Source organism: Streptomyces sp. NPDC059866, from assembly GCF_042731325.1.
Classification (GTDB): domain Bacteria; phylum Actinomycetota; class Actinomycetes; order Streptomycetales; family Streptomycetaceae; genus Streptomyces; species Streptomyces flavusporus.
The window spans coordinates 1-25,068 of sequence record NZ_JBHWJT010000061.1; the positions used below are offsets into that span (position 1 = coordinate 1).

Annotated in this window: 21 protein-coding genes and 1 pseudogene; 14 read left to right on the plus strand and 8 right to left on the minus strand. The window is 70.4% G+C overall.

The window, feature by feature from the left end:
* Positions 1-437, plus strand: a pseudogene (locus tag ACFV7R_RS43575) (zinc ribbon domain-containing protein); the annotation flags it as partial.
* Positions 438-443: 6 nt separating this feature from the next.
* Here the strand turns inward: ACFV7R_RS43575 and ACFV7R_RS43580 are convergent.
* The gene (locus tag ACFV7R_RS43580) at positions 444-4,220 is read right to left on the minus strand and encodes a S8 family serine peptidase (protein ID WP_385275288.1); all 3,777 of its coding nucleotides are present in this window, start codon (positions 4,218-4,220) and stop codon (positions 444-446) included.
* Between the two features lie 75 nt (positions 4,221-4,295).
* Positions 4,296-4,532: a CGNR zinc finger domain-containing protein gene (locus ACFV7R_RS43585; protein WP_385275290.1), complete on the minus strand. Its 237-nt coding sequence runs from the start codon at positions 4,530-4,532 to the stop codon at positions 4,296-4,298.
* A gap of 135 nt (positions 4,533-4,667) precedes the next feature.
* Here ACFV7R_RS43585 and ACFV7R_RS43590 point away from each other — a divergent pair, with 135 nt between their 5' ends.
* Positions 4,668-4,796 carry a hypothetical protein gene (locus ACFV7R_RS43590; protein WP_385275293.1) on the plus strand — a complete coding sequence of 43 codons (129 nt, stop codon included), beginning with the start codon at positions 4,668-4,670 and terminating at the stop codon, positions 4,794-4,796.
* 122 nt (positions 4,797-4,918) lie between these two features.
* Here ACFV7R_RS43590 and ACFV7R_RS43595 read toward each other — a convergent pair whose 3' ends face one another.
* The gene (locus tag ACFV7R_RS43595) at positions 4,919-5,554 is read right to left on the minus strand and encodes a TetR family transcriptional regulator (RefSeq protein WP_385275295.1); all 636 of its coding nucleotides are present in this window, start codon (positions 5,552-5,554) and stop codon (positions 4,919-4,921) included.
* Positions 5,555-5,691: 137 nt separating this feature from the next.
* Between ACFV7R_RS43595 and ACFV7R_RS43600 the strand changes: the two genes are divergently transcribed.
* Genes ACFV7R_RS43600 through ACFV7R_RS43610 form a run of 3 tightly spaced genes read left to right on the plus strand, consistent with a single transcriptional unit; the run spans position 5,692 to position 9,391 of the window.
* Positions 5,692-6,837 carry a VOC family protein gene (locus ACFV7R_RS43600; RefSeq protein ID WP_385275298.1) on the plus strand — a complete coding sequence of 382 codons (1,146 nt, stop codon included), beginning with the start codon at positions 5,692-5,694 and terminating at the stop codon, positions 6,835-6,837.
* A complete protein-coding gene (locus ACFV7R_RS43605; protein ID WP_385275301.1) occupies positions 6,834-7,772 on the plus strand; it encodes a fumarylacetoacetate hydrolase family protein in 939 nt (312 codons plus the stop codon). The genes ACFV7R_RS43600 and ACFV7R_RS43605 overlap by 4 nt, the downstream gene beginning before the upstream one ends.
* A complete protein-coding gene (locus ACFV7R_RS43610; protein ID WP_385275304.1) occupies positions 7,769-9,391 on the plus strand; it encodes a bifunctional 3-(3-hydroxy-phenyl)propionate/3-hydroxycinnamic acid hydroxylase in 1,623 nt (540 codons plus the stop codon). Before ACFV7R_RS43605 ends, ACFV7R_RS43610 begins: the two co-directional genes overlap by 4 nt.
* 196 nt (positions 9,392-9,587) lie before the next feature.
* Here the strand turns inward: ACFV7R_RS43610 and ACFV7R_RS43615 are convergent, their stop codons facing one another.
* From ACFV7R_RS43615 to ACFV7R_RS43630, 4 genes are read right to left on the minus strand one after another with little or no spacing between them, the layout of a single operon-like run.
* Positions 9,588-11,513 (minus strand): glycogen debranching N-terminal domain-containing protein, encoded by a 1,926-nt coding sequence (locus tag ACFV7R_RS43615; RefSeq protein ID WP_385275307.1) that lies wholly within the window; start codon positions 11,511-11,513, stop codon positions 9,588-9,590.
* Complete coding sequence (locus ACFV7R_RS43620) at positions 11,510-12,862, minus strand: trehalase family glycosidase (RefSeq protein WP_385275310.1); 1,353 nt, start codon at positions 12,860-12,862, stop codon at positions 11,510-11,512. The genes ACFV7R_RS43615 and ACFV7R_RS43620 overlap by 4 nt, the downstream gene beginning before the upstream one ends.
* Complete coding sequence (locus ACFV7R_RS43625; RefSeq protein ID WP_385275313.1) at positions 12,859-13,659, minus strand: sugar phosphate isomerase/epimerase family protein; 801 nt, start codon at positions 13,657-13,659, stop codon at positions 12,859-12,861. The genes ACFV7R_RS43620 and ACFV7R_RS43625 overlap by 4 nt, the downstream gene beginning before the upstream one ends.
* A gap of 10 nt (positions 13,660-13,669) precedes the next feature.
* A complete protein-coding gene (locus ACFV7R_RS43630; RefSeq protein ID WP_385275316.1) occupies positions 13,670-14,716 on the minus strand; it encodes a zinc-binding alcohol dehydrogenase in 1,047 nt (348 codons plus the stop codon).
* A 139-nt stretch (positions 14,717-14,855) separates the two neighbouring features.
* Here ACFV7R_RS43630 and ACFV7R_RS43635 point away from each other — a divergent pair, with 139 nt between their 5' ends.
* From ACFV7R_RS43635 to ACFV7R_RS43655, 5 genes are read left to right on the plus strand one after another with little or no spacing between them, the layout of a single operon-like run.
* Positions 14,856-16,259 (plus strand): ABC transporter substrate-binding protein, encoded by a 1,404-nt coding sequence (locus ACFV7R_RS43635; RefSeq protein WP_385275319.1) that lies wholly within the window; start codon positions 14,856-14,858, stop codon positions 16,257-16,259.
* 31 nt (positions 16,260-16,290) lie between these two features.
* The gene (locus ACFV7R_RS43640; protein WP_385275322.1) at positions 16,291-17,310 is read left to right on the plus strand and encodes a carbohydrate ABC transporter permease; all 1,020 of its coding nucleotides are present in this window, start codon (positions 16,291-16,293) and stop codon (positions 17,308-17,310) included.
* Positions 17,307-18,191 (plus strand): carbohydrate ABC transporter permease, encoded by an 885-nt coding sequence (locus tag ACFV7R_RS43645; RefSeq protein WP_385275325.1) that lies wholly within the window; start codon positions 17,307-17,309, stop codon positions 18,189-18,191. Before ACFV7R_RS43640 ends, ACFV7R_RS43645 begins: the two co-directional genes overlap by 4 nt.
* A gap of 19 nt (positions 18,192-18,210) precedes the next feature.
* Positions 18,211-19,410 (plus strand): ROK family protein, encoded by a 1,200-nt coding sequence (locus ACFV7R_RS43650; protein ID WP_385275327.1) that lies wholly within the window; start codon positions 18,211-18,213, stop codon positions 19,408-19,410.
* 32 nt (positions 19,411-19,442) lie between these two features.
* The gene (locus ACFV7R_RS43655) at positions 19,443-20,339 is read left to right on the plus strand and encodes a Gfo/Idh/MocA family protein (RefSeq protein WP_385275330.1); all 897 of its coding nucleotides are present in this window, start codon (positions 19,443-19,445) and stop codon (positions 20,337-20,339) included.
* A gap of 24 nt (positions 20,340-20,363) precedes the next feature.
* Here the strand turns inward: ACFV7R_RS43655 and ACFV7R_RS43660 are convergent, their stop codons facing one another.
* On the minus strand, positions 20,364-21,101 hold the full coding sequence (locus tag ACFV7R_RS43660) for a flavodoxin family protein (protein WP_385275333.1): 738 nt from the start codon (positions 21,099-21,101) through the stop codon (positions 20,364-20,366).
* Between the two features lie 268 nt (positions 21,102-21,369).
* On the opposite strand from ACFV7R_RS43660, the gene ACFV7R_RS43665 reads away from it, so the two are divergent.
* From ACFV7R_RS43665 to ACFV7R_RS43680, 4 genes are all read left to right on the plus strand, one after another.
* Positions 21,370-21,993, plus strand: a complete 624-nt coding sequence (locus tag ACFV7R_RS43665; protein WP_385275336.1) for a hypothetical protein — start codon at positions 21,370-21,372, stop codon at positions 21,991-21,993.
* Positions 21,994-22,102: 109 nt separating this feature from the next.
* On the plus strand, positions 22,103-22,327 hold the full coding sequence (locus ACFV7R_RS43670) for a ferredoxin (RefSeq protein WP_385275345.1): 225 nt from the start codon (positions 22,103-22,105) through the stop codon (positions 22,325-22,327).
* Entirely contained in the window at positions 22,317-23,708 is a 1,392-nt protein-coding gene (locus tag ACFV7R_RS43675) for an NAD(P)/FAD-dependent oxidoreductase (protein WP_385275339.1), read from the plus strand. Before ACFV7R_RS43670 ends, ACFV7R_RS43675 begins: the two co-directional genes overlap by 11 nt.
* Before the next feature lie 24 nt (positions 23,709-23,732).
* Positions 23,733-24,971 carry a cytochrome P450 gene (locus ACFV7R_RS43680; protein WP_385275342.1) on the plus strand — a complete coding sequence of 413 codons (1,239 nt, stop codon included), beginning with the start codon at positions 23,733-23,735 and terminating at the stop codon, positions 24,969-24,971.
* The last annotated feature ends 97 nt before the right edge of the window (positions 24,972-25,068 follow it).

The following is a 25,068-nucleotide window of genomic DNA, read 5'->3' on the forward strand; positions in this document are numbered from 1 at the left end:
CGCACCGGACGCGGAATCGCCCTGGAAGACCTCACGGGCATCCGCGAACGGGTACGGCTTCGCAAGCCCCAACGGGCCACCCACTCCAGCTGGTCCTTCGCCCAGCTGGGAAGCTTCATCGCGTACAAGGCCCGCCGGGCGGGAGTACCGGTGGTGTACGTCGATCCGGCGTGCACCTCCCGCACTGCGCCGAGTGCGGCCACATCGACAAGGCGAACCGGGTGAGTCAGGCCTGGTTCGCATGCCGGTCCTGCGGATTCGTTGATCACGCGGACCGGAACGGCTCCCGCAACATCCGCGCGAGAGCGTGGGAGTTGTGGCGAAGCGGGGCGCAGTCAATCGCCCCTGTCCCACCACCACGCCAGCGCGGCGGTGGGACTGGACGCAAACGCAGCGTCACCGCCAGTGACGCCCGTTGTGCAAGCCCATCGCTTTAGCGAGCTTTAGCGATGGGTAGTTGACCCCTGCTGCAGGTAGGCCCGTGTCACGGTCTGCCGCACACTGTTGCCGGCGGCGTCCTTGGCGGTGACCCGCAGCGTCACGTACGCGTCGCCGCGCACCCCGGACGGCCGTGTGACGGTCGCCTCGTAGGCGTTTGCCCCTCTGTCACGCAGCGAGGCCCGGCTCCAGGTCCGGCCGTCGTCGTACGACGCCTGGACCTGCATCACCACACCCTTCGGTGCGGCCAGTCCGTCCTGGGCGCGGACCGCCAGCCGAACGGCATGCGTACGGCCGGACTTGACCTCGTTGCGCTCGTCCACCGGAACGTCGTAGTCGACCTGGAGCAGCGGGAGCAGCTTCGCCTCGCCGCCGGCCGCGGACCGGAACGACCAGGACGTCTCGGTCTCGGTGCCGTACGCCCACTCCTGCGACGCCCGGCTGGTCGACAGGTCCAGCCGGTAGTCGGCCGCCCCGGCGGGCACCTCGAAGTCCGTCCAGGCGCTGCCCGCCTCGGCGATCTCCTTGCCGTCGCGGAAAAGGACCGCCCTCGCCGTGTCACCCTGCTGGGAGGCGCCGACGCCGCCATCACCGCCCGAGCTTGCGAGCTTGCGTGACCAGTGCCCGGACGTCGAGTCGGTGAACTCCGGTATGCGCAGGGCGAGGACGTTCCCGTCGCGGACGGAGGCGAGACCGGCGCCGTGCGGGATCGACGGACGCACGACCGATTCGTTCCAGGTCTCCCGCAGCTGCTCACCGGCACGGTAGGTGCGCGGGGCGCTGCGCATCCCGACCATCAGTTCGCGGTCCTGACTGACCGTCTCATGGTGCACCTTGTGCTCCCAGGCGGTGTCCCCCGCCGAGACGTACTCGGTGCGCTCGAAGCCCGTCGGGACGAACCGGGAGTACTGGAGCCAGGCGAAATCCTGGTACGGACGGCGGGCGAACCGCTGCTCGGAGGCCCACGGCGTACCGCCGTTGTCGGCGTACGTCGTGCGGATGACGGCGCTGTTGTCCTCCGTGACGGTGTGCACGACCTTGTCGGGGATGCGCTGCGAGGAGACCTGCATGACGTCGTACAGGTACGGGCTGCGGGCCGTGCCCGTGAAGTGCACCTGCGTCCTGCGGTCCTTGATGCGGGCCAGCAGCTTGGCGCCCGCGTCGGCGCCGATCCTGACGGTGGGCAGCGCCCAGCGGTCGCCGGCGGGCTCCCAACGGGTCCACGGCTGGTTGCTGAAGTGGACGAGGGCCACGGCCGCGACCCCGGCCTCGGCGGCCTTCGTCAGCATCTCCGGCTCGTAGATGTTGTCGCGGTTGGTCACCACGGCGAGCTTGCCGCGAGCGCGGTCGAAGCGCGGCGCAGAGAGATCCCCCGCGTCGACGGCGGTCAGGCGCCGGCCCCGGTCGTCGAGGAGCGGGGACTGCGGCATGTAGTAGGCCCGAAGGTCGATGCCGGACCCGGGGACCTCCGCCCGGAGGAGCGGTGCGACGAGTTGCCAGCGGGAGGCGAACTCGAAGGTTCCGTCGGTGACTTCGGCGGTGGGGCTGACGTAGATCCGTTGGGCGCTGTCGAAGTACATGACGCCCTGGGTCAGACCGACACCGTCGATCTCACGGTGCATCTGGTAGTGCACGATGCCGCGCTGTTCCGCCGGCCGCGGGGTGCGGATCTCGACCTTGGTGGTCTTTCGCTCGTCCAGCGTGACCGCCACGTCCTTGGTCACCTTCACCTCGGGAAGGATCACATGGCGCAGCTCCGAGCCGTCCGATGTGAGGGAGGGAAGATCGAGCTGGTAGGTGCCTTCCTCGACCTCGGCGATGCCCCGTTCCTGGTCGGTGTACCGGACGAATCCGTCGGTCCCCCAGATGTTGGGCAGTGCGCCGGAGCGGTTGCCCTTGTCGTCGTAGGTGGTGACCGTCAGGCGGTGGACGGGGCCCTTGACCAGCAGGCTCAGCGTGGTGTGGACCTTCACCTCGCCGTCGGCGGAAGTGGCGGTCGCATAGCCGTAGTAGGCGCCCCGCTGGAGGCGGGAGGGGTCGACCGTCACGGGCACTTCGACGGTCTGGCCCGCCGCGACCCGCAGCGAATCCGTGCCGGGGCGCACCGCGCCCTCGGCTGCCTCGCGGCCCGCGGTGGTGGCCAGCCGGACGTCGAGCGCGAGGGTGAGGTCCTCGCCGGAGTGGTTGGTGTAGCGGATCTTCGTCGAGCGAGGACTGCCTGCACCGGTCTCGTAGGTGCCGAGGGCGACGGTGCCGGTGGCGGTCAGCGGTCCCAGCACGGCGGCGGCGACGTCGACGCGGCCACCGCCCTGTTCGGTGACCTTCTGGCCGGTGATCGTGCGGGAGGTGCTCACCAGCGCGTCCTTCAGCCGCTCCGGGCCCCAGTCCGGGTGCCGCTGGGCGAGGAGGGCCGCGGCGCCCGCGACATGCGGGGTGGCCATCGACGTACCGGACGCCGCCACGTAGTGCTCGTCGACCGGGTGACCCATCGTCGTGCCGGCCGCACGTGCCGCCACGATGTCGACTCCGGGCGCGGTCACATCCGGCTTGACGGCGGCCTTGTCCCCGACGAGCGGGCCCCGGCTGGAGAACGAGGCGAGAGAGTCGTCGCGGTCGACCGCGCCGACGGTGAGGGCCGCGTACGCGGCGCCGGGCGAGCCGACGGTGCTCTGCCCCAGCTCACCGGCGTTGCCGGCCGCCACCACGAAGAGCACGCCGGTGCTCTCGGTCAGCGCGTTCAGGGCCAGGCTCATCGGGTCCTGGCCGTCGCTGGCGCCCTCCGAACCAAGGCTCATGTTGACCACCTTGGCCCCCTGGGCCGCCGCCCACTCCATACCGGCGACGACCTGGGACTCGCTGCCGAAGCCGTCGTCGCCGAGAACCTTGCCGATCAGCAGGTCGGCGGCCGGCGCCACGCCCTTGCGCGTGCCGCCGGACGCGGCGCCGCTGCCGGCGACGGTCGAGGCCACGTGGGTGCCGTGGCCGAAGGCGTCGCCGGTGCCGGAGCTGTCGGAGAAGTTCTCCGCCTTGGCGATACGGCCGGCCAGGTCGGGATGGGACGAGTCGGCGCCCGTGTCCAGGACGGCGACCTTCACGGACTCGCCCCGTAGCCCGGCCTCCCATGCGGCGGGCGTGCCGATCTGGGCGGTGCTGCGGTCCAGGGAGGGGCGGACGCGGCTGTCCAGCCACACCTTGGGCGTTGCCTGGGCACGGGCGCCGTCTTCCGAACCGCCGGAAGCCAGGTGCTTCCAGAACGTGCCGAGGTCGTTCTCGGCGACCCGGAGCGACAGCGCTCCGATGCTGTCGAGCCGGTGCGCGGGTGCGCCGTCGTCGGCGAGACGGGTGAGCCGGCTCATGGTGCCGTCCGCCACGTCCTTGCCCTGCTCCACGATCAGCGGCAGCGCGTCGGTGTGCGCCACGTCGTACTGCTGGGAGACGAGCGCGGTCACATCGAACAGCTCGCGGTCCAGCCGCCCGGTGGCGACCAGGTCCGAGGCGTCCGACGGAATGACCGACAGATGCCCGTCCTGCTCGATGGTGCGGAACAGCACTCCCCGCCGCCCGGTGCCGGGCTCGACGGACGCTGTGCTCCTGCCCGCGGCATCCGTGGTGACCGTCACCCGGTCACCGGTGATCAGCCGCACGGTCGCGGTCTTCCCCATGGCGGCAGCTCCGGACGGCGCCGCATCCGCGGCGCCGGTCCGTGCCGATACCGGCAGCACGGCGCCGGCGCTCAGCGCGAGCCCCAAGGCCGCCGCCACCAGTAGGCGGGTTCTTTTCATTCGGTCCAAGCCCTTCCACTCAGCGCGAAAAGGTGTTCACGCGCTGGACAGAATCCGGTCAGCGAGGGAGAGCTGTCACTCAATTCGCGTGGCAGGGATGGGCCTTGTCCCAATGGCGACACGGGCGCGGCAGTTGCGGAGGTTGGCCGCGTTGCCGCACACGCGGACGTTGCGCCGGACACCGCCGTTGTTGCGGGCTCGGTCGTAGAAGGCTGTCTCGCAGCGGGGGTTGCGGCAGATCTTCAGGCGGCGCAGGGTGTCGGTGCATTGCGCCGACGGTGCCTGCGAGGTTGCGTCGGCCGGTTTACGCATCTGCTGACGCAAATCCTGGCGGAAGTCGCGTAGTTCTGCAGGTCTCCCTCCTCGAGGAGGGAGATTCCGGCCTGCTCACTCGGTGCTGTGCCGCTGGGGCGTAGCCCTCAGGGCGTCCTCGGAGGACGGCAGCACGTGAGCGGCGGAGCGGCCCGCCATCTCCCTGGCCGAGCACCCGACAAGCTGCTGAGCGGCCTGCGTCCACCCGACCACCGTCCCCTCCGCAAGGTCGGCGACCCGATCCGTCTGGTCCTCGTCCCCTGACGACTGCTGAGAGGTCGTCCAGAAGCCACCTCGGGCAGGGGTGAACGGGCGCCGGTGCTCCAGGGAGCACCGGCGCCCACGGTTTTCCGGGTATCCGCCGGCCGGCGCGCGCCGACCCGGGGTCAGGCGAGGTCGGGCAGGGCGCGCCGGGTGACCTCGTGTGCGTCGTCCGGAGGGACGCCGAGCATGCGCAGGACCATCTCGGCCAGGTCCGAGGCGACCTCGTCGCCGTCGAGGTCGGGCCGGGACAGCCGCAGCGCCACGAGGGACATCAGGGTCCCGCCCACGGCGGACAGGGCGGTGGTCGCGCTGGGGCAGGTGAAGCGACCCGAGGCGATGCCGGTCTCCAGGTCGCGCAGGGCTCGCGGGGAGAGGCCGCGGTCGGAATGGATGTGGGCCAGCCCGCGATCACGCAGGATGCGAAGGAGTTCCGGGTGGGAGTCGGCCATCCGGGCGGTGAGCCGGAAGCCCGCCGCGACGAGTTCGGCCGGGTCGTCGATCCCGTGTACGCGCTCGTCGACGACCTGACCGAACTCCTCCAGGGCGTCCGTCACCGCGGCGTCGAACAGCTCCGTCTTGGACTCGAAGTGGTTGTAGAAGGAGCCGAAACCCACGTCCGCGCGTTCGGCGATCGCCTGGATGCTGGCGCTGGTGTCCCCGGTCTCCGCGAGGATCTGCCGGGCCGCGCGGACGAGTGCCTGACGGGTCTCGGCACGGCGCCGTTCGAAGCGGTTCTTGGGCGGGGCTGACGTCGGCATACGGCGAGTGTAACAACCGTCGCGATGAGTCTGCCATTACTGATGAGATCATCAATTATTTGCGCTCCAGCTATTGACGATGAGTGACAGCAAAGTTGACGATTTCCTCATTACGGCAGTGTTGCTTGGAGGACACCATGTCCCAGACCCCCGTTGACAGGGCTGATCCCCAGACACCCCACCAAGATCTCCACAGCGCGCAGGGCGCCCTGCGCGGCGAGCATCCCGGGCGAGCCCGGAATCCCGTGATCAAGGTGGCGGACCTGGCCTGGCTGGAGTTCGAGAAGCCGGACCTGGACCGGGCGGAGGTGTTCGCGCGTGACTTCGGCTTCGCGATCGCCGCCCGCACCGAGCACGAGCTGTGGCTGCGCGGCACGTTCGCGGGCTCACCGTGCATGGTCATCCGGCGTGGGCGTGCGTCCCGGTTCATCGGGCCGGCGTTCCGTGCGGCCGAGCGGGCCGATGTGGACCGGCTGGCCCGCGTCGTCGGACATACCGTCCGGGACATCGACGTGCCGGGCGGTGGGCGTTCGGTCGCCCTGTTCGATCCCTCGGGCCTCCCGGTCCGGGTCGTGCACTGCGCCGAACAGCTGCCCGCACTGCCCGAGCAGTCGCCGCTGCTCCTCAACACCGGCACCGAGCATCGTCGTACCAACGCCACCCAGCGTCCGCCCCGCGAGCCGTCCCGTATTCAGCGGCTGGGTCATGTCGTGCTGGAGACGCGGGCGTTCGGCCGCACCCTGGACTGGTACCTGGACACCCTCGGGATGATCGTGTCCGACTTCCTGTTCCTGGACGGGCAGCGCGGGCGCGGGCCGACCATGGCGTTCATCCGCTGCGACCAGGGCAGCACGCCCGTGGACCACCACACCCTCGCCCTGCACCTGGGGGCCGGAACCGGCTACGTCCACTCCGCCTACCAGGTCACCGACCTCGACGCGATCGCCGCCGGTGGGGAGTACCTCGCCGAGCGCGGTTACCAGCGCAGCTGGGGCATCGGCCGGCACATCCAGGGCAGCCAGCTCTTCGACTACTGGCGCGACCCCGAGCGCTTCATGCTGGAGCACTTCGCCGACGGCGACCTGTTCTCCTGCGACCTCGAGCCCGGCTGGGCGCCGATGTCGGCGAGCGGCCTGGCCCAGTGGGGCCCGCCGGTCACCCGCGACTTCCTGGGCACGAGCCCGTCCCCCGCCAAGCTCCGCGAGGTCATGACGGCCCTGCGCGGCGACAACGAACTCGACCCCGCCCGCCTGCTGGGCCTGATGAAAGCGATGAACTCATGAGCACCAACGTTCTGCGCACCACCGACGGCTGGTGGGTCGTCCGGGACGATCGCGCCCTCCGCATCGAGACCAAGGCGGTCACCACCGCCGAGCTGCTCGCCGACCGGGCCGCGGTCCGCGCGGCCGCCGCCTCCGCCGAGAGCGGCACTCCCGTCGCCGACCTGGTGGCCCTGCCTCCGGTCACCACCCCCTGCCGGGTGGTCGCCCAGATGGTCAACTACCGCAGCCACGCCCGCGATTCAGGCTTCACCGGCGAGATTCCGCCCACCTTCTTCCGCAAGGCCTCCGGCTCGGTCAGCGGCCCGCACGACACGATCGTCCGCCCCGCCCACGTGAAGTTCCTCGACTACGAGGTGGAACTCGGCCTCGTCATGGGCGAAACCCTGCCCGTGGGGACCGTCGTGGAGGAGCGGGACCTGCCGCGCCACGTCGCCGGTCTGGTCCTGACCAACGACGTCAGCGCCCGCGACGTCCAGCTGACCAAGACCCAGTTCTACGAGAGCAAGTCCTACCCGACCTTCACGCCGACCGGCCCGTACCTGGCCCTGCTGGAACCCGAGGACTTCGCCCACCTGATCAACCTGCGGCTGCGGCTGTCGGTCAACGGCGAGCCGCGCCAGGACCGCACGCTGGCCGACATGATCGTACGGCCCGCGCAGGCGCTCACCCTGCTCGCCCGTTTCCAGACCCTCGCCCCGGGTGACCTGCTGCTGACCGGCACGCCCGGGGGCACGGCCCTGAAGGCCCCGCCCAAGCCGGTCGAGAAGATCGGTGCGCTGCTGCCGCCCGCCATGAAGTGGAAGGCGTTCTTCAACAGCCAGGCCAAGAACCCGCGTTATCTGCACAACGGTGACCTCATCACCGCCACGATCGCCACCCCGGACGGGCGGATCGACCTCGGCGAGCAGCGCACCCCCGTGGCGGACGCCACGTGAGCGCGGTGTCGCGGGTACCGGTGGTGATCATCGGTGCCGGACCGGTGGGCGTCACGGCCGCCCTCCTGCTCGCCCGGCGCGGCGTGCCCAGCCTCCTCCTGGAACGCCACCGGGACGTCTACCCGCTGCCGCGCGCCGTTGTGGTGGACGACGAGGTCCGCCGGATCCTGCAGAGTGTCGGCGTTCACGAGGAGTTCGCCGCCCTCGCCCGCCCGGCGCGCGGACTACGGCTGCTGGACGCCCGGCACCGTGTGATCGCCGAATTCGCGCGGTCCCTGGAAGGACACCACGGCTTTCCGCAGACCAGCATGTTCGACCAGCCCGAGCTGGAGCGCCTCCTGCGCGACGCCCTGGCACGCCGCCCGGAGTGCGAGCTGCGGGGCGGGGTGGAGGTCGTGTCCGTCAACCAGCCCACTGACGGTACGGAACCCGTCCGGGTCACCCTCCGGGGCGACGGCAGCGACGAGGAGGAGCATGTGTGGGCCGATGCCGTCCTCGGCTGCGACGGCGCGGGCGGCCTCACCCGCGACGCCATCGGCGCCGTATGGGAGGACCTGCACTTCGAGGAGAGCTGGCGGGTCATCGACGTGCGCACCAGCCGCCGGGTGCGCACCTGGGAGGGCGCCGAGCAGATCTGCTGCCCGACCCGGCCGGCCACCTTCATGCGCGTCGGCGAGGACCGCTACCGCTGGGAGTTCCGGCTGGCCACCGACGAGTCCCTGGACGGACCGGACGGGCTCGAGCGCCTGCGGGAGCTGGTCGCCCCCTGGGTCGATCTGCCGCATGATGCCTCGACCGCGGCGGACTTCGAGGTGATCCGGCAGGCGCAGTACACCTTCCGCGCCCGCCTCGCGGACCGGTGGCGCCGAGGTCGTGTCTTCCTGCTGGGCGACGCGGCCCACCTCACCCCGCCCTTCGTCGGGCAGGGTCTGTGCTCGGGCCTGCGCGACGCCCACAACCTGACCTGGAAGCTCGCCCGCGTACTCCAACAGGGCGCGGACGACGCACTGCTGGACACGTACGAGCGTGAGCGCAAGCCGCACGCCCGTCACGTGATCCGCATCGCGGTCGCCGTCGGCTGGGCCATGACCGGCGGACAGGACCGCGCCGCGGCGATCCGCCGGGCCCTCGTGGGCGCAGCCTGCCGCATCCCCGGCGTGACCGCCGCGGTGAGCCGCGACCTCAGCCCCGCCCTGACCGCCGGCCCGCTGGTACGGCGCCGCCCCCGGCTGACCGGCCGTGTACTGCCCGGCACCATCTGCCCCCAGCCCTGGGTGACCGTCGACGGCAGGCGGGTGCGCCTCGACGACGTCCTCGGCGACTCCTTCGCCGTCCTGACCGCCGTCCCGCCCAGCGCGCGGACGACCGCCGTGGCCACGGCACTGGGCGCACCCACGATCCGTATCGACGACCTGGACGACGACGGCACCCTGGCCGGCTGGCTGGCAGCCGGCCGGGCGGACGCCGCCCTGCTGCGCCCCGACCGCGTCGTCCTCGACACCGTCCCCGCGGGCACCGGCGACTTCACGGACACCGCCGCCTGGGCCCCCCTGCTGCACACGGCCCACCGCCCCGACGACGCCCGGAACGTCCCTCTGCCGAGGAGCACCACACCATGACCGCTTCGCCCAGCTCGAACCGACGGTGCTCATCACCGCGGACGGCTGCCTCTTCAACGGCACCGCACACGACCGCCGCACCGCCTCCCGCGAACTGGCCCGCGCCCTGCCGTCCTTGAAGGGCACGGTGCTCGTGGACCACGTGGGCTTCGGGTGGTCCGAGGACGGGCACGCGGGGCCGGCGGTCGGTGTCCGATCAATCCGTCCGCAGCCCCAAGGCGGTGAGCAAGGCCAGCGGAGTCGCTGCCGCCCATGCCTGTGGCGAGCAGGCGTGCGGGTAGGGAACCGGGTCTGCGGAGCGTGAACGGTCGTAGCCGGCCAGGACCTCGGGCAGCCGGTATCCGTGCCGCGCTGCCGCCGCGATCAGCCCTTCCGCCACGGTGCGTGCTTCGTCGTGCAGCCCGTTGCGGGCCAGGCCGAGGACGATGACGGCGTTGTCGTGGGGCCAGGCGCTGCCTCGGTGATAGGAGAGCGGGTGGTAGGGCTTCTGTCCCGCCGCGAGGGTGCGGATGGCCCAGCCCGAGAAGAAGTCCGGCTGCAGCAGTCGTCGGCCGACACGTCGGGCGTGCTGTTCGTCGAGGATGCCCGACCAGAGCAGATGCCCGGCGTCCGAGGCCAGCGCGTCCACCTGCCGGCCGTCGCCGTCGAGGGCCAGGGCGGGGAAGTCGGCCTCGGCCATCCAGAAGTCCTCGGTGAACCGTGATCGCAAGTCGGTGGCGTACCGGCGCAACTGCTCGGCGTAGGGCTCGTCGCGCCAGACCTCTTGTGCCAGGTGGGCGGTGCGCAGGAGCGCGTCGTAAGCGTAACCCTGTGCCTCCGAGACGGCGATGGGGCCCTTTGCCTGGGTTCCGTCGCTGAAGCAGACGGCGCCCGCCGAGTCCTTCCAGTTCTGGTTGACCAACCCGTTGGGGTCGGGCGTGTAGACGAGGTATCCGTGCTTGGTCAGTCCGCCGTCGTCGAGCATCCAGTCGACTGCCGACCGGGCGTGCTGTTCGAGCCGGACGGCGAGGGCGGGATCCTGGGTCGTCTCGTAGTGGGCGTGCAGCAGGACGAGGAAGAGAGGCGTGGCGTCGACCGCGCCGTAGTAGCGGCCGTAGGGAATCTGACGGAAGTGGGCGAGTTCGCCGTGCCGTATCTCGTGGACGATGCGTCCGGGTTGTTCACCGCTGAAGGCGTCGTGTCGCCGGCCCTGGGTCGCGGCGAGGGCGCTGAGAGTCCCGGCCGCTGCCGTCGGCCGGTACGGCAGGAGGAAGTAGGAGGTGAGCAGCGAATCCCGGCCGAAGAGGGTGAGGAACCAGGGGATGCCTGCTGCGGGCACGCTGACCTGTTCGCCGTCTGCGCCGGTTGCGGGGATGGTGAGCAGATCGAGGTCGGCCAGGCCCTGTTCGCATGCCTGTGCAAGGGTCTGGTCCGTGTCGGCGGGCAGTGGGGCGGGGTGGGTGGCGACGGCCGCGCCGGCGGCGGGATCGGGCGCTCCGTGCGGACGGGCCTCGACGCTCAGCCGGAGTTCGGCCTCGCCGTGCGGTGCGAGGGGCAGGGTCCACAGCATCCGGTGTGTGCTTCGGTCGGCGTCCGCTTCGTCGGCGCGCACGGCATCCGGTCGGGGGTTGCTGGTGACGGTGGTGCGTGAGTGCCAGTCCGCGCGCCGGTAGTCGAACTGCGCACCGTCCGCGGTGATGTGGGCCTGGTGGACGCCGTCCGGCTTCGGATAGTGGCGGTTGTCGGCCCGCAGCTCGAACAGGTCGGCGAAATCGGCGTCCACGGTGACCTCGACCTGCGCGGTCACCGGATCGGGACGGTTGCTGACCAGGCGCAGGTGCTCGGTGAAGCCGCCTGCCATGACGGCCTGGCGACGAAAGACCGTGTAGGCGGGTGGTTCGTCGCGCGTGCCCGCCGGTGTGAGGACGCACTCGGCGGTGCCGTCCGGCTGTGCGACGGAGGGCACCAGGACGCCTGGGGTGTCGCCGTCGACGGTGAGTTGCCAGTGGCTGAGGTGCCGGGCGTCCCGTACGAAGAGTCCGTCCGGAGTGGCGCCGCGGGCACCGGTCACGCTGCCGTCGTTGTTCAGGATGGCGAAGGTGGCGTCCCGCACGAGTTGGACGCGGTGGGCGGCCCCGGTCACAGCGGTGGCTCCTTGTCGTCGGCGCACAGCAGATCGAGAGTGAGGGCGGCGGTCCAGGAGAAGTCGCGGGTGCCGCGGCCGGTGCCGGTGGTCGGGTCGACGTACTCGGCGAACTGTGAGGTGCCCGCCGTGGTGAGGATGGCGTCGCGGAGACGGTCCGCCCGGGTGTCGCGGCCGTGGGCCCGCAGACCGCGTTCGATCAGCCAGGCGGTGTTGAACCAGGCCGGGCCGCGCCAGTAGCGGGTGCTGTCGAAGGCGTGCCCGTCGAGGTCGTAACTGGGAACCAGGGCTGTGGACTTGGTATGGAAGTGCGGTCCGTCCAGGGTCTGGATCAGCCGCTCGACAACGGGTTCCGGCAGGTCGGGGACGAGGAGGGGAATGAGTCCGGCCACGCTGAGTTCCGGGATCAGCCGGTCGTCCACCAGGTCACGTGCGAGGAACAGTCCCGTGTCCTCGTCCCACAGCCGCGCCACCAGGGTGCGGGTGAGGTCGGCGGCGCGTGCCTCGTGGAGTCCGGGGTCGGCGCCCACCTGGTCGGCGATCCGGGCGAGGGCCAGCTCGCTGACGATCAGAAGGGCGTTGAAGCAGGGGTCCTCGACGGCGAATTGGTGGGGAACGGCATCGTCGTAACCGGCGCTGCGGTAGTCGGCGGCCAGGTGGACATAGCGGCCGTAGTCGAGGTCGGTGGGCCGGTCGGCGGGGTGACCGTGGTTGAGGTCCGCGCGGTGGAAGGTGTCGGGCGCGGCGGGGGTGATGCGGCTCAGAGGCCCGTCCCAGCAGGGGCTGTTGTCCATGCCCGGCTCCCACGGGTGTACGACCGCTGCCAGGCCGGCGCCTGCCAGGTCGCGCCGGGTCATCAGGTAGCGGTGCCAGGCGGCGAGCTGCGGGTAGAGACGGGTGAGGAACTCACGGCGCCGGGATTCCGCGGTGTCGGCCCGATGGACGAGCCAGGCTGCGAGGGCGTGGACGGGCGGCTGCACGATTCCCGATGTCTCGGCGGTCTCCGGTGCTCCGGCGTTCCGGCCCGCGCGCGAGGACTGCCAGAAGTCCGGGCTGGGGAAGTAGGCGCCGTACGGCAGGTCGGGATTGAAGACGATGTGCGGGATACGGCCGTCCGCCCACTGGCCTGCCAGCAGCGACTCGAGTTCACGCTGCGCGCGGCGCACCGACAGGTGCCGCAGACCGATGGCGATGAAGGCGGAGTCCCAGCTCCACTGGTGCGGGTAGAGCGTGCGGGAGGGGACGGTGGAGGTGCCGGTCCAGTTGGTGATGAGGACCCGCGCCGCACCGCGCCGCAGGGTCAGGTCTGCGGCGGCGGTGGGCACGGGCCGGTCCAGAACTTCCCTCACGCGCCGGACCTCTGCAGGAAGGCGGGGATGGAGCGGACGGCGTCGACGGGATCGCCGGTCAGCCGGCATTCCGCGGCCAGGTAGCCGTCGTAGCCGATGGTGTGCAGGGCTCCCAGCCAGGCGGGCCAGTCGAGGTGTCCCGCGCCGGGCTGGAAGCGGTTGGAGTCCGACACCTGGGCGTGCCCGATGCAGTCGGCGTTCGCCAGGATCGAGGCAGCCGGGTCGCTCTCCTCGATGTTCATGTGGTAGCTGTCGATACCGATCTTGACGGAGTCGAGTCCGGTCTCGCGGATCAGGTCGGCGGCCTGCTCCAGGCGGTTGACCATGTGGTCCTCGTAGCGGTTGAGCGGCTCGAGGAAGAGGGTGACGCCTTCCTTGCGGGCGTGTTCGCCCAGTTCGGCCAGCCCGGAGAGCAGGACCTCGCGGTCCTGTTCCTCGGTGCGGGGCGGTTCGAAGGGGGGAAGGCGGCGCGAGAACATCCCGTAGGAGGCGGGTGTCTGGGCGCCCAGGCCACCGATCTCCGCGATCACGGTGAGCTGCGACTTCATCTGGGCGAGTGCGTCGCGACGCAGTTCGTCGTCGAACGCGCCGAAGAAGTGCAGCATCTCCACGCACACGGTCGGCATGACCACGCCGTCCTTGAGCGCCTGCTTGAGCTCGGGCAGACGCGAGGCGAAGTGGAAGTCGCCCTTGGCGCGCAGTTCGATGGCGTCGTAGCCGGCGTTCTGGGCGAACTCCCACTTCTCCTGCAGGCTCTTGCCGGGCAGGAGTTGTTCTTGTGCGGCGGTCTTGAGCATCGGGGGCCTTTCAGAATTCCAGGACGACCTGGAGGGCGTCACCAGGGCGTTCGTCCAGCAGCAGGTAGGCATCTGCGGCATCGGCAGCCGGTACGACATGGCTGACCAGCGACGCCACGTCGACCTGGCCTTCCGCCACCAGCCGCAGGAAGGTCTGCTGGAGACGCTCGACGGTCCAGCGGCCGGACAGCTGCGGGGGCACCCCGCCGATCTGCGAGCAGATGAGCTGGACGCGGTTGTGGTGGAACTCGTCGCCCAGGCGCAGGCCGATACCGTCGCCCTGGTAGAAGCCGGACGCCACCACGCGGCCGCCGACGGCGACCGAGCGCAGCGCTTCGTGCAGGGCGGGGTAGGCGCCGCTGATCTCGATGGCCAGGTCGGCGCCCCTGCCCGCGGTGGCTTCGCGGATGCTCTCGGCGACGGAGTCGGACCGGGCGTTGAGGGTGCGGTGGGCGCCGTACTGCTTCGCCGTGTCGAGACGGCCGTCGAGGGCGTCGACGGCGGTGACGCGGCCGCCGTTGAGCTGGGCGAGCCGGGTGGTCAGCAGCCCGATGACGCCCTGTCCAAACACTACGACGTCTTCGCCGACGTGGATGTCACCGGCGAGCACCGCGTTGTAGGCGATGGCTCCCACTCGGGCGAAGGCCCCGGCGAGGGGCTCCAGGCCGGCTGGCAGGGTATGGCCGATCATGCGTTCCGCGGGGACGATGCCCTCGCTGCGATGTCCCCAGATGCCCCACACCAGGTCGCCGACGGCCGGCAGATCGGCGGTACCCGCCAGCTCCGGCGACACCTCTGTGACTTCTCCCACCTCGGAGTAGCCCCAGCCGGCCACGGGGTAGGCGATGCCGGCCGAGCCCTCGCGGAACAGCCGTGCCTCGGCGTCCCAGGTGCGCGTCAGATAAGGGTTGGTGCCGCGGTAGGCGGTGAGCTCGGTGCCCGCCGAGATGCCCGAGTAGCGGGTGCGGATTCTCAGATGGCCGGGGGGCAGATCGGCTCTGACCTGCTCGGCTACCTCCACCTGGCGAGGGCCGGTGAATTGGACGACGCGTTCCACGGATGGCTCCGGAGGGGGGGTGTGGGTTTCGGTTGCGTTTCGGTTGCGTCGACAATAGTCGCAACTTATGTCTTGTCAACAGACAAAACTGATGCTGAGATGCGTGTTCAGTAGACGTAAGTCGGAACGAGGACACGCAATGCGCACCAAGACCCTGCGGTCGAGGATGACCGCGGTCGGCGTCACCACAGCCCTGGGTATCGGGCTGCTGGCGGGCTGTGCCAACGGCACCGGGCCCGGCACACCGGACCGGGAGATCACGGTCTGGTCCCAGGAGAACCTCCCTGACCGCGTCACCGCGACGCAGAAGGTCATCGACGGCTTCGAGAAGGAGACCGGCATCAAGGTCAACCTCGTCGGAGTCGACGAGGCCCAGATGCCCCAGCTCATCATGTCGGCCGCGGCCTCGGGCACGCTGCCCGACGTCATCGGCGCGGCCCCCATGGGCCAGGTCTGGCAGATGTATACCAACGGCCTGCTCAACACCGACATCCCCAAGGAGATCATCGGCGAGCTGGGACGCGACACCTTCAACGCCAACGCGCTGGAGCTGACATCCGACGGCGGCACCAGCCTCGGGGTGCCCTCCGACGCCTGGCTCCAGCTGCTGGTCTACCGCAAGGACCAGTTCGACCAGAAGAACCTGGCGGCCCCCGACACCTACGCGCGGGCCCTGGCCGCCGCCGAGGCGCTCACCACCAAGAGCAACGACGGCATCTCGGCCGCCACCGACCCAAGCGACGCCTTCACCTCGCAGAGCTTCGAAAGCCTGGCCCTGGCCAACGACTGCCAGCTCGTCGACGACCGGCACGAGGTGGCACTGCAGTCGCCCCGGTGCGAGACCGCCTTCAGCACCTACGACCGGCTCGCCCGCGACTACGGCGCCCCGGGCACCCAGACCGTGGACTCCACCCGCGCCACCTATTTCGCGGGCCGGTCCTCCATGATCATCTGGTCCTCGTTCCTGCTCGACGAGCTCGCCGGCCTGCGCCAGGACGCCCTGCCCAGCTGCGCCGAGTGCAAAGACGACTCGCAGTATCTGTCGGACAACAGCGGCATCGTCACCGCCCTGAAGGGCCCCGACGCCTCCGAGGCCGCACAGTTCGGCGAGATCACCTCGTGGGTGACGACGAAGACGGCCGAGACGGCCGCCTCCCGCGAGTTCATCGAGTACATGATGGGCACCGGCTACGAGTCCTGGTTCGGCCTGGCACCCGAGGGCAAGATCCCCGTCCGCACGGGCACGGCCGCCGAGCCCGACCGCTATCTGGAGGCCTGGCGCCACAGCGACATCGGCGTCGACACCCGTAAGCCGTTCGACCAGGTGTTCCCCGCGAGCCTGCTCAACCAGCTCGCCGACGGTGTCAGCAACATGCGGCGCTGGGGCATCACCCAGGGCGAAGGAGCCCTCGTCGGCGCCACCAACGGCGAACTGCCCGTTCCCAAGGCCATCGGCGCCATGACCAGCGGACAGCTCTCCCCCGCCGAGGCGGCCCGCGAAGCCGACGACGAAGTCGCCGCCCTGAAGAAGTCCCTGCAGTAGCCGCCCGCATGCACGTCACAAAGGTCTCCTCATGACAACAGCCCCAGTCGGCGCACCGCAGCGCCGCGGAACCAGCCCCCGGTCCAAGGACCGGCCCGCCCCCCGGGACCGCCGTCCGATGACCGCCAGCCGCCGCGCCAACCGCGCAGGCCTCGCGTTCGTCTCCCCCACCTTCCTCGTGGTCCTCGTGGTGGTCATCCTGCCCATCCTGTGGACCGTGCTGCTGGCGTTCCAGGACGCCAAGCTCGTCGACATCCAGGGCATGGGCCTGTTCGGCAACTGGTCCCTGGACAACTTCGCCCAGATCTTCGGCTCCGCCGGCTTCTGGTCCAGCCTGGGCACCACCCTGATCTACACCGCCGGCGCCACCGCGGGCTCCGTCGTCCTCGGACTCATCGCCGCACTCGCACTGCGCAAGCCCTTCCGCGGCCGCGGCCTGCTGCGTGCCGCGATGCTGCTGCCCTACGTCGCCCCCGTCGTCGCCGTGGCCTTCGTCTGGGAGGTCGCCCTCAGCCCGCAGTACGGCGTGGTCAACGACTGGGGCCGACGCCTGTTCGGCTGGGACGACCCCATCGCCTTCCTCTCCACCCGCGAGTACGAAGTCAGCCTGCTCGGCATGCACTTCGACATCCCGCTGGCCCTGCTGACCGTCATCGCCTTCGAGTGCTGGCGCTACTTCCCCTTCGCCTTCCTGTTCATCCTCGCCCGGCTCCAGGCGGTCCCCCACGGCCTCGAGGAGGCCGCCCTGGTGGACGGCGCCACCCACACCCAGCGCTTCCGGTACGTCCTGCTGCCCCAGCTGATGCCCGTCATCGCCCTGCTGTGCGTGCTGCGCTTCATCCTGACCTTCAACAAGTTCGACGACGTCTACCTGCTGACAGGAGGCGGCGCGGGCACCGACATCGCCGCCGTGCGGGTCTACGACTTCCTCACCGCCCGCTACGACGTGGGAGCGGCGGCCGCCCAGGCGCTCGTTCTGGCCGTCTCACTGATGATCCTGCTGGGCTTCTACTTCAAGTTCTTCGGCAACAAGGTCCAGGAGGAATCGTGACCCGCAAGGCCGCCCTGTCCCGGGCCCAGTTCGAGGAGAGGTTCTTCGGCGTCCTGCGCTGGTTCGTCATCGCGTTCCTCGCAGTGATCACCGTCCTCCCCTTCTACTACATGGTGTTGCTGTCGGTGAAGCCCATCGACGCCCTTCTGCTCGACCCGGGATCCCTGTGGGTCTCGGCGAAGGACTTCACCGTGTCGACCTACCGCGACGTGCTGCGCTCCACCGACTCCGGCGGTCAGGGCTTCGTGAGGTTCCTGCTCAACTCCGCGCTGGTGTCCCTGGGGACGGTCCTGCTGACCCTGCTGGCCGCCGTGCCCGGCGCCTACGCCATCAGCCGGCTGAAGTTCTTCGGCCACCGCCAGGTCAGCGCGCTCTTCCTGGCCGTCTACATGTTCCCGGCGACCCTGCTGGCCGTCCCGCTGTTCGTCATCTTCGCCAAGCTGGGACTGTCTTCCAGCCTGGTCGGACTCGCCATCGTCTACGTCGCCCAGACCGTGCCGGTGTCGATCTACATGCTGCGGAACTACCTGGTCACCATCCCCTACTCCATCGAGGAGGCGGCGGCCATCGACGGCGCCACCCGGCTCCAGACCGTCCGCAAGGTCATTCTGCCGCTGGCCCTGCCCTCCATCATGGCGACCGGCCTGTACGTCTTCATGATCGCCTGGAACGAGTTCCTGTTCGCGCTGCTCTTCCTGGCCGCCGAACCCGGCAAGTGGACCGTCTCCCTGGGGCTGGCCCAGCTGTCCAACGGCATCGAGGTCCCCAAGACGATCCTGATGGCCGGTTCCGTGGTGCTGACGATCCCCGTGGTACTTCTGTTCTTCGCCGCCGAACGCCTGCTCACCGAGGGCCTGACCAGCGGCGCCGACAAGAGCTGAGTCCATGGGGGAACACTTGATGACGCCGAACCAGGTCAGCGCGGGCGAACTGCTGCAACTGATCCGCAGTGGCCGCGCCAACACCCGCGCCGACCTGCAAAGCGCCACCGGGCTGTCCCGGTCGACCGTCGGCCAGCGCCTGGACCTGCTCAATCGCGCCGGGTGGCTGCGGCACACCACCGGCAACTCCACCGGCGGCCGTCCCTCCCACCGCATCGTCTTCGACCCGGGCCACGCCTCGGTCATCGCCGTCGATCTGGAGACCCGGCACGCCCGTGCCGCCGTCCTCGACCTCGCCGGCACCATCCTCGCCGAGCACACCGCACCCCTGAACATCAACGAGGGCCCGGACCAGGTACTGGACCATCTCGCCACCTGGTTCCCGGACCTGATCATCGCCGCCGGCATCGAGCCGACCCACGTCTGCGGCATCGGACTGTCCGTACCGGGCCCGGTCGACTGGGAGACCGGCCGGGTCGTCGAGCCGCCCATCATGCCCGGATGGCACCAGTACCCCATCCGGGAACGGCTCCAGAAGGCCTACGCCGACCACGTCGGGCCCAGCATGGAGGACGGCCCCGTACCCGTCTTCGTCGACAACGACGCCAACCTCATGGCACTCGCCGAGCACCAGGCCAACCACCCGGACTGCTCCGCCTTCGTCCTGGTCAAGGTCTCCACCGGCATCGGCGCCGGCGTCGTCGTCGGCAACGGCGTCTACCGCGGCGTCGACGGAGGCGCCGGCGACATCGGCCACATCCGCCTGCACGACCGGCCCGACGCCCTGTGCATGTGCGGCTCCTACGGCTGTCTGGCCGCCGTCGCGAGCGGCCGGGCGCTGGCCAGGGAACTGTCCGCCCTCGGTCTGGAAACCACCTCCGGGTCCGACGTCCGACGGCTGCTGACCGAGGGCCACCCCGACGCCATCCGGCTCGCCCGGGACGCCGGCCGGCGCGCCGGAGAAGTGCTCGTCACCGTCGTCACCCTCCTCAATCCCGGTGTCCTGATGCTCGCCGGTGACCTGTCCGGCGTGCCCTTCATGACCGGCGTACGTGAACTGCTCTACCAGCGCGCGATGCCCCGCACCACCGCCAACCTGCAGATCGTCACCTCCCGCCTCGGCGACCACGCGGGCCTCATCGGCGCCGCGGCCATGGTCGTCGAAATCCTCTACTCCCCCGCCCGGGCCGACGCCCGCCTCAACGCGCACATCGGCTGAGAGCGCCCGCCCCCGCACAGACAGGACATCCCGTGATCGCCGCACCAGCAGCGTGGAATGACAGCCCGGTCCAGGTCGGACTCGTGGGCGCCGGACCGTGGGCCCGGGCCATGCATGCCCGTATGCTCGCCGCCGGCCCCGAAACGCGTCTCACCGCGGTCTGGGCGCGCCGCTTCGATGCCGCACGTGAGACAGCCGCGCCGTACGGAGCTCGTGCCGTGGCGAGTTTCGAGGAACTGCTCGACAACTGCGAGGCGGTCGCCTTCGCGGTGCCGCCGGCCGTCCAGGCCGAACTCGCCCCACGTGCCGCCAAGAGGGGCAAGGCGCTGCTCCTGGAGAAGCCCCTCGGACCCGACCTGCCCTCGGCTCAGCGGCTCGCCGATGCGATCGACGAAGCCGGCGTGGTCTCCCAGCTCGTGCTGACCAAGCGCTACCACCCCCTCACGCGCGAGTTCATCAGTGCCGCCCGCCAGGTGGACGTCGCCGGAGCACGCTCCTGCTACCTGCACGGCGCATTCCTGGGCGGCGACTTCGCCACCACGTGGCGCCTCGAACAGGGCGCGCTGCTCGATCTCGGCCCACACCTCCTGGATCTCCTGGACGCCGCCGTCGGTCCCATCGCCCACGTCCGCGGCACCGGAGACCCTCGCCGGTGGATCGAACTCACCTGTGAACACACCAACGGCGCCGTCAGCCAGGCGTCGTTGTCCGGATCGGTCCGTCTCCCCCAGGTGATCACCCGGATCGAACTCTTCGGCCCGCACCCCGGACTCGTCTACGACACGGCCGAACTCGACCATGACGAATGCTGGCCCGTGCTGCGCCGCGAATTCGCCACCGCCGTCCGCACGGGCACCAGCACCGAACTCAGCGCCCACCGCGGACTGCATCTGCAGCGCCTGATCGCACAAGCCACGCAGACCGATTAGGGCGATGCCGTCGCCGGGGCCCGCCTACCGGTGCTCGGGGTTTTCGTAGTCGCGGCGGCAGCCGGCGTCCCAGGCGGTGCGTTGGTTGCCGTAGGCGGGGATGCCGCCGAGGTCCTTCAGCGCCCGGGCCAGGTGCAGAAGGTTCCAGGTCATGAAGGTGGTGTTGCGATTGGTGAAGTCGTTCTGCGGGCCGCCCGAGCCGGGGTCGAGATAGGAGGGACCGGGCCCCGCCTCGCCGATCCATCCGGCGTCCGCCTGGGGAGGGATCGTGTAGCCCAGGTGCTGCATGCTGTAGAGGACGTTCATGGCGCAGTGCTTGACGCCGTCCTCGTTCCCCGTGATCAGACAGCCGCCGACACGTCCGTAATACGCGTACTGGCCCCGGTCGTTGAGAAGGCTGGAACACGCATAGAGGCGCTCGATCACCTTCTTCATCACCGAGCTGTTGTCACCGAGCCAGATGGGGCCGGCCAGCACGAGGATGTCGGCCGCCATGACCTGCTCGTACAGCTGCGGCCACGCATCGGTCCGCCAGCCGTGCTCCGTCATGTCGGGCCAGACGCCGGTGGCGATGTCGTGATCGACGGCCCGCAGGACGTCGACCCGCACGCCCTGTGCGTCCATGATGGCGGTGCTGCGGTCGATCAGTCCCTGGGTGTTGCTCGGCTCCGGTGACCGCTTGAGGGTGCAGTTGACTACCAGGGCACGTAGGTCGTCATAGCGAGCCGGCGGTACGTCGGCGGCGGATGACGAAGCGGTCACACGGTCCTCCCGTAAAACCCCCACCACCGTGACGTTCACAGCGGCGCATCGGCGTCCATCCTCTGGCCCTGCCACGGCTGCCGCCACAGCAGTGCCTCCGAACGAACCCCTCGCTCAGCCAGCGGCCGCCCGCCTGGACCGTCTGCCGCGACCTCCTTATGGCCGCACGGTAGTGGGTGGTGATCACGTCTCCCGAGCGGCCCGGTGGCGCGAGTTCGTGGATTGCTGCTGTCTGTACGCAAGAAGTGCAGGCAGAAAGCGAGGGACCATGTGGCAGAAGCACGAGCGCCTCTGGACACCCCGGGCCACCGGGATTGCCGGGGTCGTCTTCGCGGTCCTGATGGCCGCGGCGATCGTCCTGGTGCGCATCGCCCTACCCGGCGGGGCCGGCGGGGACGACATCGCCGTCGATGCCGGGCAGCGGAGCGCCGTGCAGACGGCGCTGGCGCTGCTCCCGTTCGCCGGGATCGCCTTCCTGTGGTTCATGGGAGCCCTGCGCGCTCAGGCCGGTGAGGGAGAGGACCGGTTCGTGTCCACCGTGTTCCTGGGCAGCGGACTGGTCTTCGTCGCCACCCTGTTCGGCAGTGCCGCGGCGGCAGGGACCGTGCTCGACGAGAGTCAGCAGCACCCGCCGTTCGGCCGCCACTTCGCCTACGTCCTGCTGACCACGTACGCTCTGCGCATGGCGGCGGTGTTCATCTTCACGACCTCGACCATCGGCCGCCGCATCGGCGCCTTCCCTCGCCCACTCGTCGTCTTCGGCTACCTCGCGGGCCTGACGCTGCTCGTGGCGGGAGCGGACCTGCCCTGGTCCGAACTCGTCTTCCCAGCCTGGGCGCTGATCGTCAGCCTGCACATGCTGTGGGGCCGGCGTCCCGCCGCCCCGGCCTGAGCCGGCCACAGCACTCACTCCAACGGTCTCCTCCTCGTCGCCGCATCCCGTCCGGCTGCAGAGGATGGTCGCAGGGGGGACCGGGCCGTTGGAGAGGACCTATCCCTTGGTGAGGCTTGCAGTCGACCTGAACCGCTGTCAGGGATACGCGCAGTGCGCGTTCCTCGCGCCCGAAGTCTTCGTCATGCACGGCGAGGAGGCGCTGCTGTACCACCCGGAGGCCGACGAGGCACGGCGCGAGAAATTGGCACAGGCCGCCGCAGCCTGCCCCGTCCAGGCCATCCAGGTCGATGCGGTGGACGTACCGGCCGAGGCGGTGTCCCATGAACGGTGACGGCTCCCTGGAAAGACTCAAACGCGAGGGCCGCATCGTCATCGTCGGCGCCTCGCTGGCAGGCCTGCGGGCTGCGGAGACCCTGCGCGACAAGGGCTTCGCCGGTTCCCTGACGATGATCGGCGACGAGCCCTACGAACCGTACGACCGACCCCCGCTGTCCAAGCAGGTGCTGCTGGGCATGGCCACCGCTGACCGCACCGCACTGCCCAGGCGCCAAGCCCTCGACGCGACCTGGCGGCTCGGCGTTTCGGCCACCGGCCTGGACATGGCCGCCAAGCGGGTGCGGCTGGCCGACGGCGACGAGGTGCCGTACGACCGGCTGCTGATCGCCACCGGTGTGCGGGCGCGACCGTGGCCGCGCGAGACCGAAGCGGAACTCGACGGCGTTTTCGTGCTGCGGACCCGCGACGACGGCGCCGCGCTCGCGCGGCGGCTGGCCGAGGGTCCCAAGCGGGTCTTCGTCATCGGCGCCGGGTTCACCGGCTCGGAGATCGCCTCCGCCTGCCGCGAACGCGGCCTCCCCGTCACCGTCGCCGAGCGCGCCGCGGCGCCCCTGGTCGGCGCGCTCGGCGGGGTGGTCGGCGCGGTGGCCGCCGAGCTCCAGCGCGAGCAGGGCGTGGACCTGCGGTGCGGGGTCATGGTGACCGCTCTGGAGGGCGACTCCTCGGGACGGGTGCGCGTCGCACATCTGTCCGACGGCTCCACCGTCGAGACCGACGTCGTGATCGTCTCGCTCGGTGCCACCCGCAACACGGAATGGCTCGCCGGGTCCGGGCTGGGGGCCGGCCCACGCGGCATCGCCTGCGACGCCGGCTGCCGCGCCTTCGACATCCGCGGAATCGTGACCGACGACATCTTTGTCGCGGGCGATGTCGCCCGCTCCCCGCACCCGTTGTTCGGTTACCAGTTCCTGTCCCTGGAGCACTGGGGCAACGCCGTCTCCCAGGCCGAGATCGCGGCGCACAACATGCTCAGCGAGAGCGCCGACCGCCTCCCGCACATGTGGGTACCGGCGTTCTGGTCCTCGCAGTTCGGCGTGAACATCAAGTCGGTCGGGGTGCCGTCGCTGGGAACGGAAATCCTCATCTCGCAGGGCTCGCTCACGGATCACCGGTTCATCGGCGTCTACGGGTACCAGGGGCGCGTCATCGGCGCGGTCGCCTTCGACCATGCCCGGTGGCTGCCGTTCTACCAGGAGCTGATCGAGACCACCGCGCCGTTCCCGCCGCCTTTCCCAATGGTCGACCGGCGTCCGGACGGACAGCGGCCGATGGACGCGGACTTCCCCGACCCGTCGGTACCCACCCACGGCCCCACTGTGACCCTCAGCGGATACTCGCCGGCCGACCGCCGGATGACGTTCACCCCCGCGCACTGACCCGCACGGCCACGAGGACCCGCCATGACGCGATCCCTGCTGCACCAGATCCTGGACTACGCCAACCGCGCCAACCCGTACCCGATCTACGAAGAGCTCCGGAAGACGCCGGTCCACCACGAAGACGACGGGCCGCACGTAGTCAGCACCTACTACGAGATCCGCAGCCTCCTGCACGACCCTCGCATCAGCTCCGACGTCCACAATCTGGCCTCGCCCGCCCGCGACCCGCTGGCCGAGTCGGCCCAGGAAGAGGAGGGCGTCCTGCCGCCGAGCTTCATCCGGCTCGACCCGCCGGAACACGACCGGCTGCGACGCATGACGAACCGGCCCTTCGGCCCGCCGCACTCCCCCCGCCGGATCGACGGGATGCGCGGAGAGCTGCACGACGTCGTCACCGGCCTCATCGACGGCATCGGCGACCCGGGCCGGATCGACCTGGTGGACCATTTCTCGTACCCCTTCCCGGTGACGGTGATCTGCCGGCTGCTCGGAGTGCCGCGCGAGGACGAGCCGCGCTTCCACACCTGGGCGGACACCATCGCAGCGAGCCTGGACCCCGATCCGGACGCGGATCCCACCGAGCGGGGCAAGGAGTCGCACGACGCCCGTCTGCAGCTGGGCATGTACCTGGCCGGCCTGATCGAGGAGCGCCGCAAGAGGCCCGGCGACGACATGCTCTCCCAGCTGGCGACGGCCAAGGGCCCGGACGGCGCGATGACCACGATGGAACTGCTCAGCACCGCGGCGCTGCTGCTCATCGCGGGGCACGAGACCACCGTCAACCTCATCACCAACGGAATGCTGACCCTGCTGCGCAACCCCGACGTCCTCCAGCGGCTGCGTGCGGATCCGCGGCTCGCCGCGCCCATCGTCGAGGAGCTGCTGCGCTTCGAGCCGCCGGTGCAACTGATGCCGCAGCGCACCACCCTCGCCGACATCCAGGTTCGCGGCGTCACCATCCCCAAAGGCGCCTCCCTCTGGCTGGTTCTGGCGTCCGGCAACCGCGACCCCCAGCGCTTCGAGGACCCGGACCGCTTCGACCCCGACCGCCAGGACATCCAGCACCTCGGCTTCGGCAGCGGCATCCACAGCTGCTTCGGCGCACCGCTCGCCCGGGTGGAGGCCCAGCTCGCCCTGTCGGAACTGGCCCGCAGGCTGGACAACCCACGTCTGCTGGAGGACCCGCCCCCGTACCGGCAGAACGCCGTGCTGCGCGGGCCGCGGCATCTGCCCATCGCCTGCGACGGGATCCGACCCTAGACTCAATGCCGTTGCTTTAGGTCACGGGCGTAGGCTGCCCAGTGGTGGTCCCCGGGGGGGTGGTTCGGGTGTCTGCGAGCGTGTCTGAGTTATCAGG

Bases quoted from the DNA above. Each gene is read 5' to 3' on its own strand.
- ACFV7R_RS43580 (WP_385275288.1), bottom strand. From the start codon at position 4,220: ATGAAAAGAACCCGCCTACTGGTGGCGGCGGCCTTGGGGCTCGCGCTG.
- ACFV7R_RS43585 (WP_385275290.1), bottom strand. From the start codon at position 4,532: ATGCGTAAACCGGCCGACGCAACCTCGCAGGCACCGTCGGCGCAATGC.
- ACFV7R_RS43595 (WP_385275295.1), bottom strand. From the start codon at position 5,554: ATGCCGACGTCAGCCCCGCCCAAGAACCGCTTCGAACGGCGCCGTGCC.
- ACFV7R_RS43600 (WP_385275298.1), top strand. From the start codon at position 5,692: ATGTCCCAGACCCCCGTTGACAGGGCTGATCCCCAGACACCCCACCAA.
- ACFV7R_RS43605 (WP_385275301.1), top strand. From the start codon at position 6,834: ATGAGCACCAACGTTCTGCGCACCACCGACGGCTGGTGGGTCGTCCGG.
- ACFV7R_RS43625 (WP_385275313.1), bottom strand. From the start codon at position 13,659: ATGCTCAAGACCGCCGCACAAGAACAACTCCTGCCCGGCAAGAGCCTG.
- ACFV7R_RS43635 (WP_385275319.1), top strand. From the start codon at position 14,856: ATGCGCACCAAGACCCTGCGGTCGAGGATGACCGCGGTCGGCGTCACC.
- ACFV7R_RS43640 (WP_385275322.1), top strand. From the start codon at position 16,291: ATGACAACAGCCCCAGTCGGCGCACCGCAGCGCCGCGGAACCAGCCCC.
- ACFV7R_RS43650 (WP_385275327.1), top strand. From the start codon at position 18,211: ATGACGCCGAACCAGGTCAGCGCGGGCGAACTGCTGCAACTGATCCGC.
- ACFV7R_RS43665 (WP_385275336.1), top strand. From the start codon at position 21,370: ATGTGGCAGAAGCACGAGCGCCTCTGGACACCCCGGGCCACCGGGATT.
- ACFV7R_RS43675 (WP_385275339.1), top strand. From the start codon at position 22,317: ATGAACGGTGACGGCTCCCTGGAAAGACTCAAACGCGAGGGCCGCATC.
- ACFV7R_RS43680 (WP_385275342.1), top strand. From the start codon at position 23,733: ATGACGCGATCCCTGCTGCACCAGATCCTGGACTACGCCAACCGCGCC.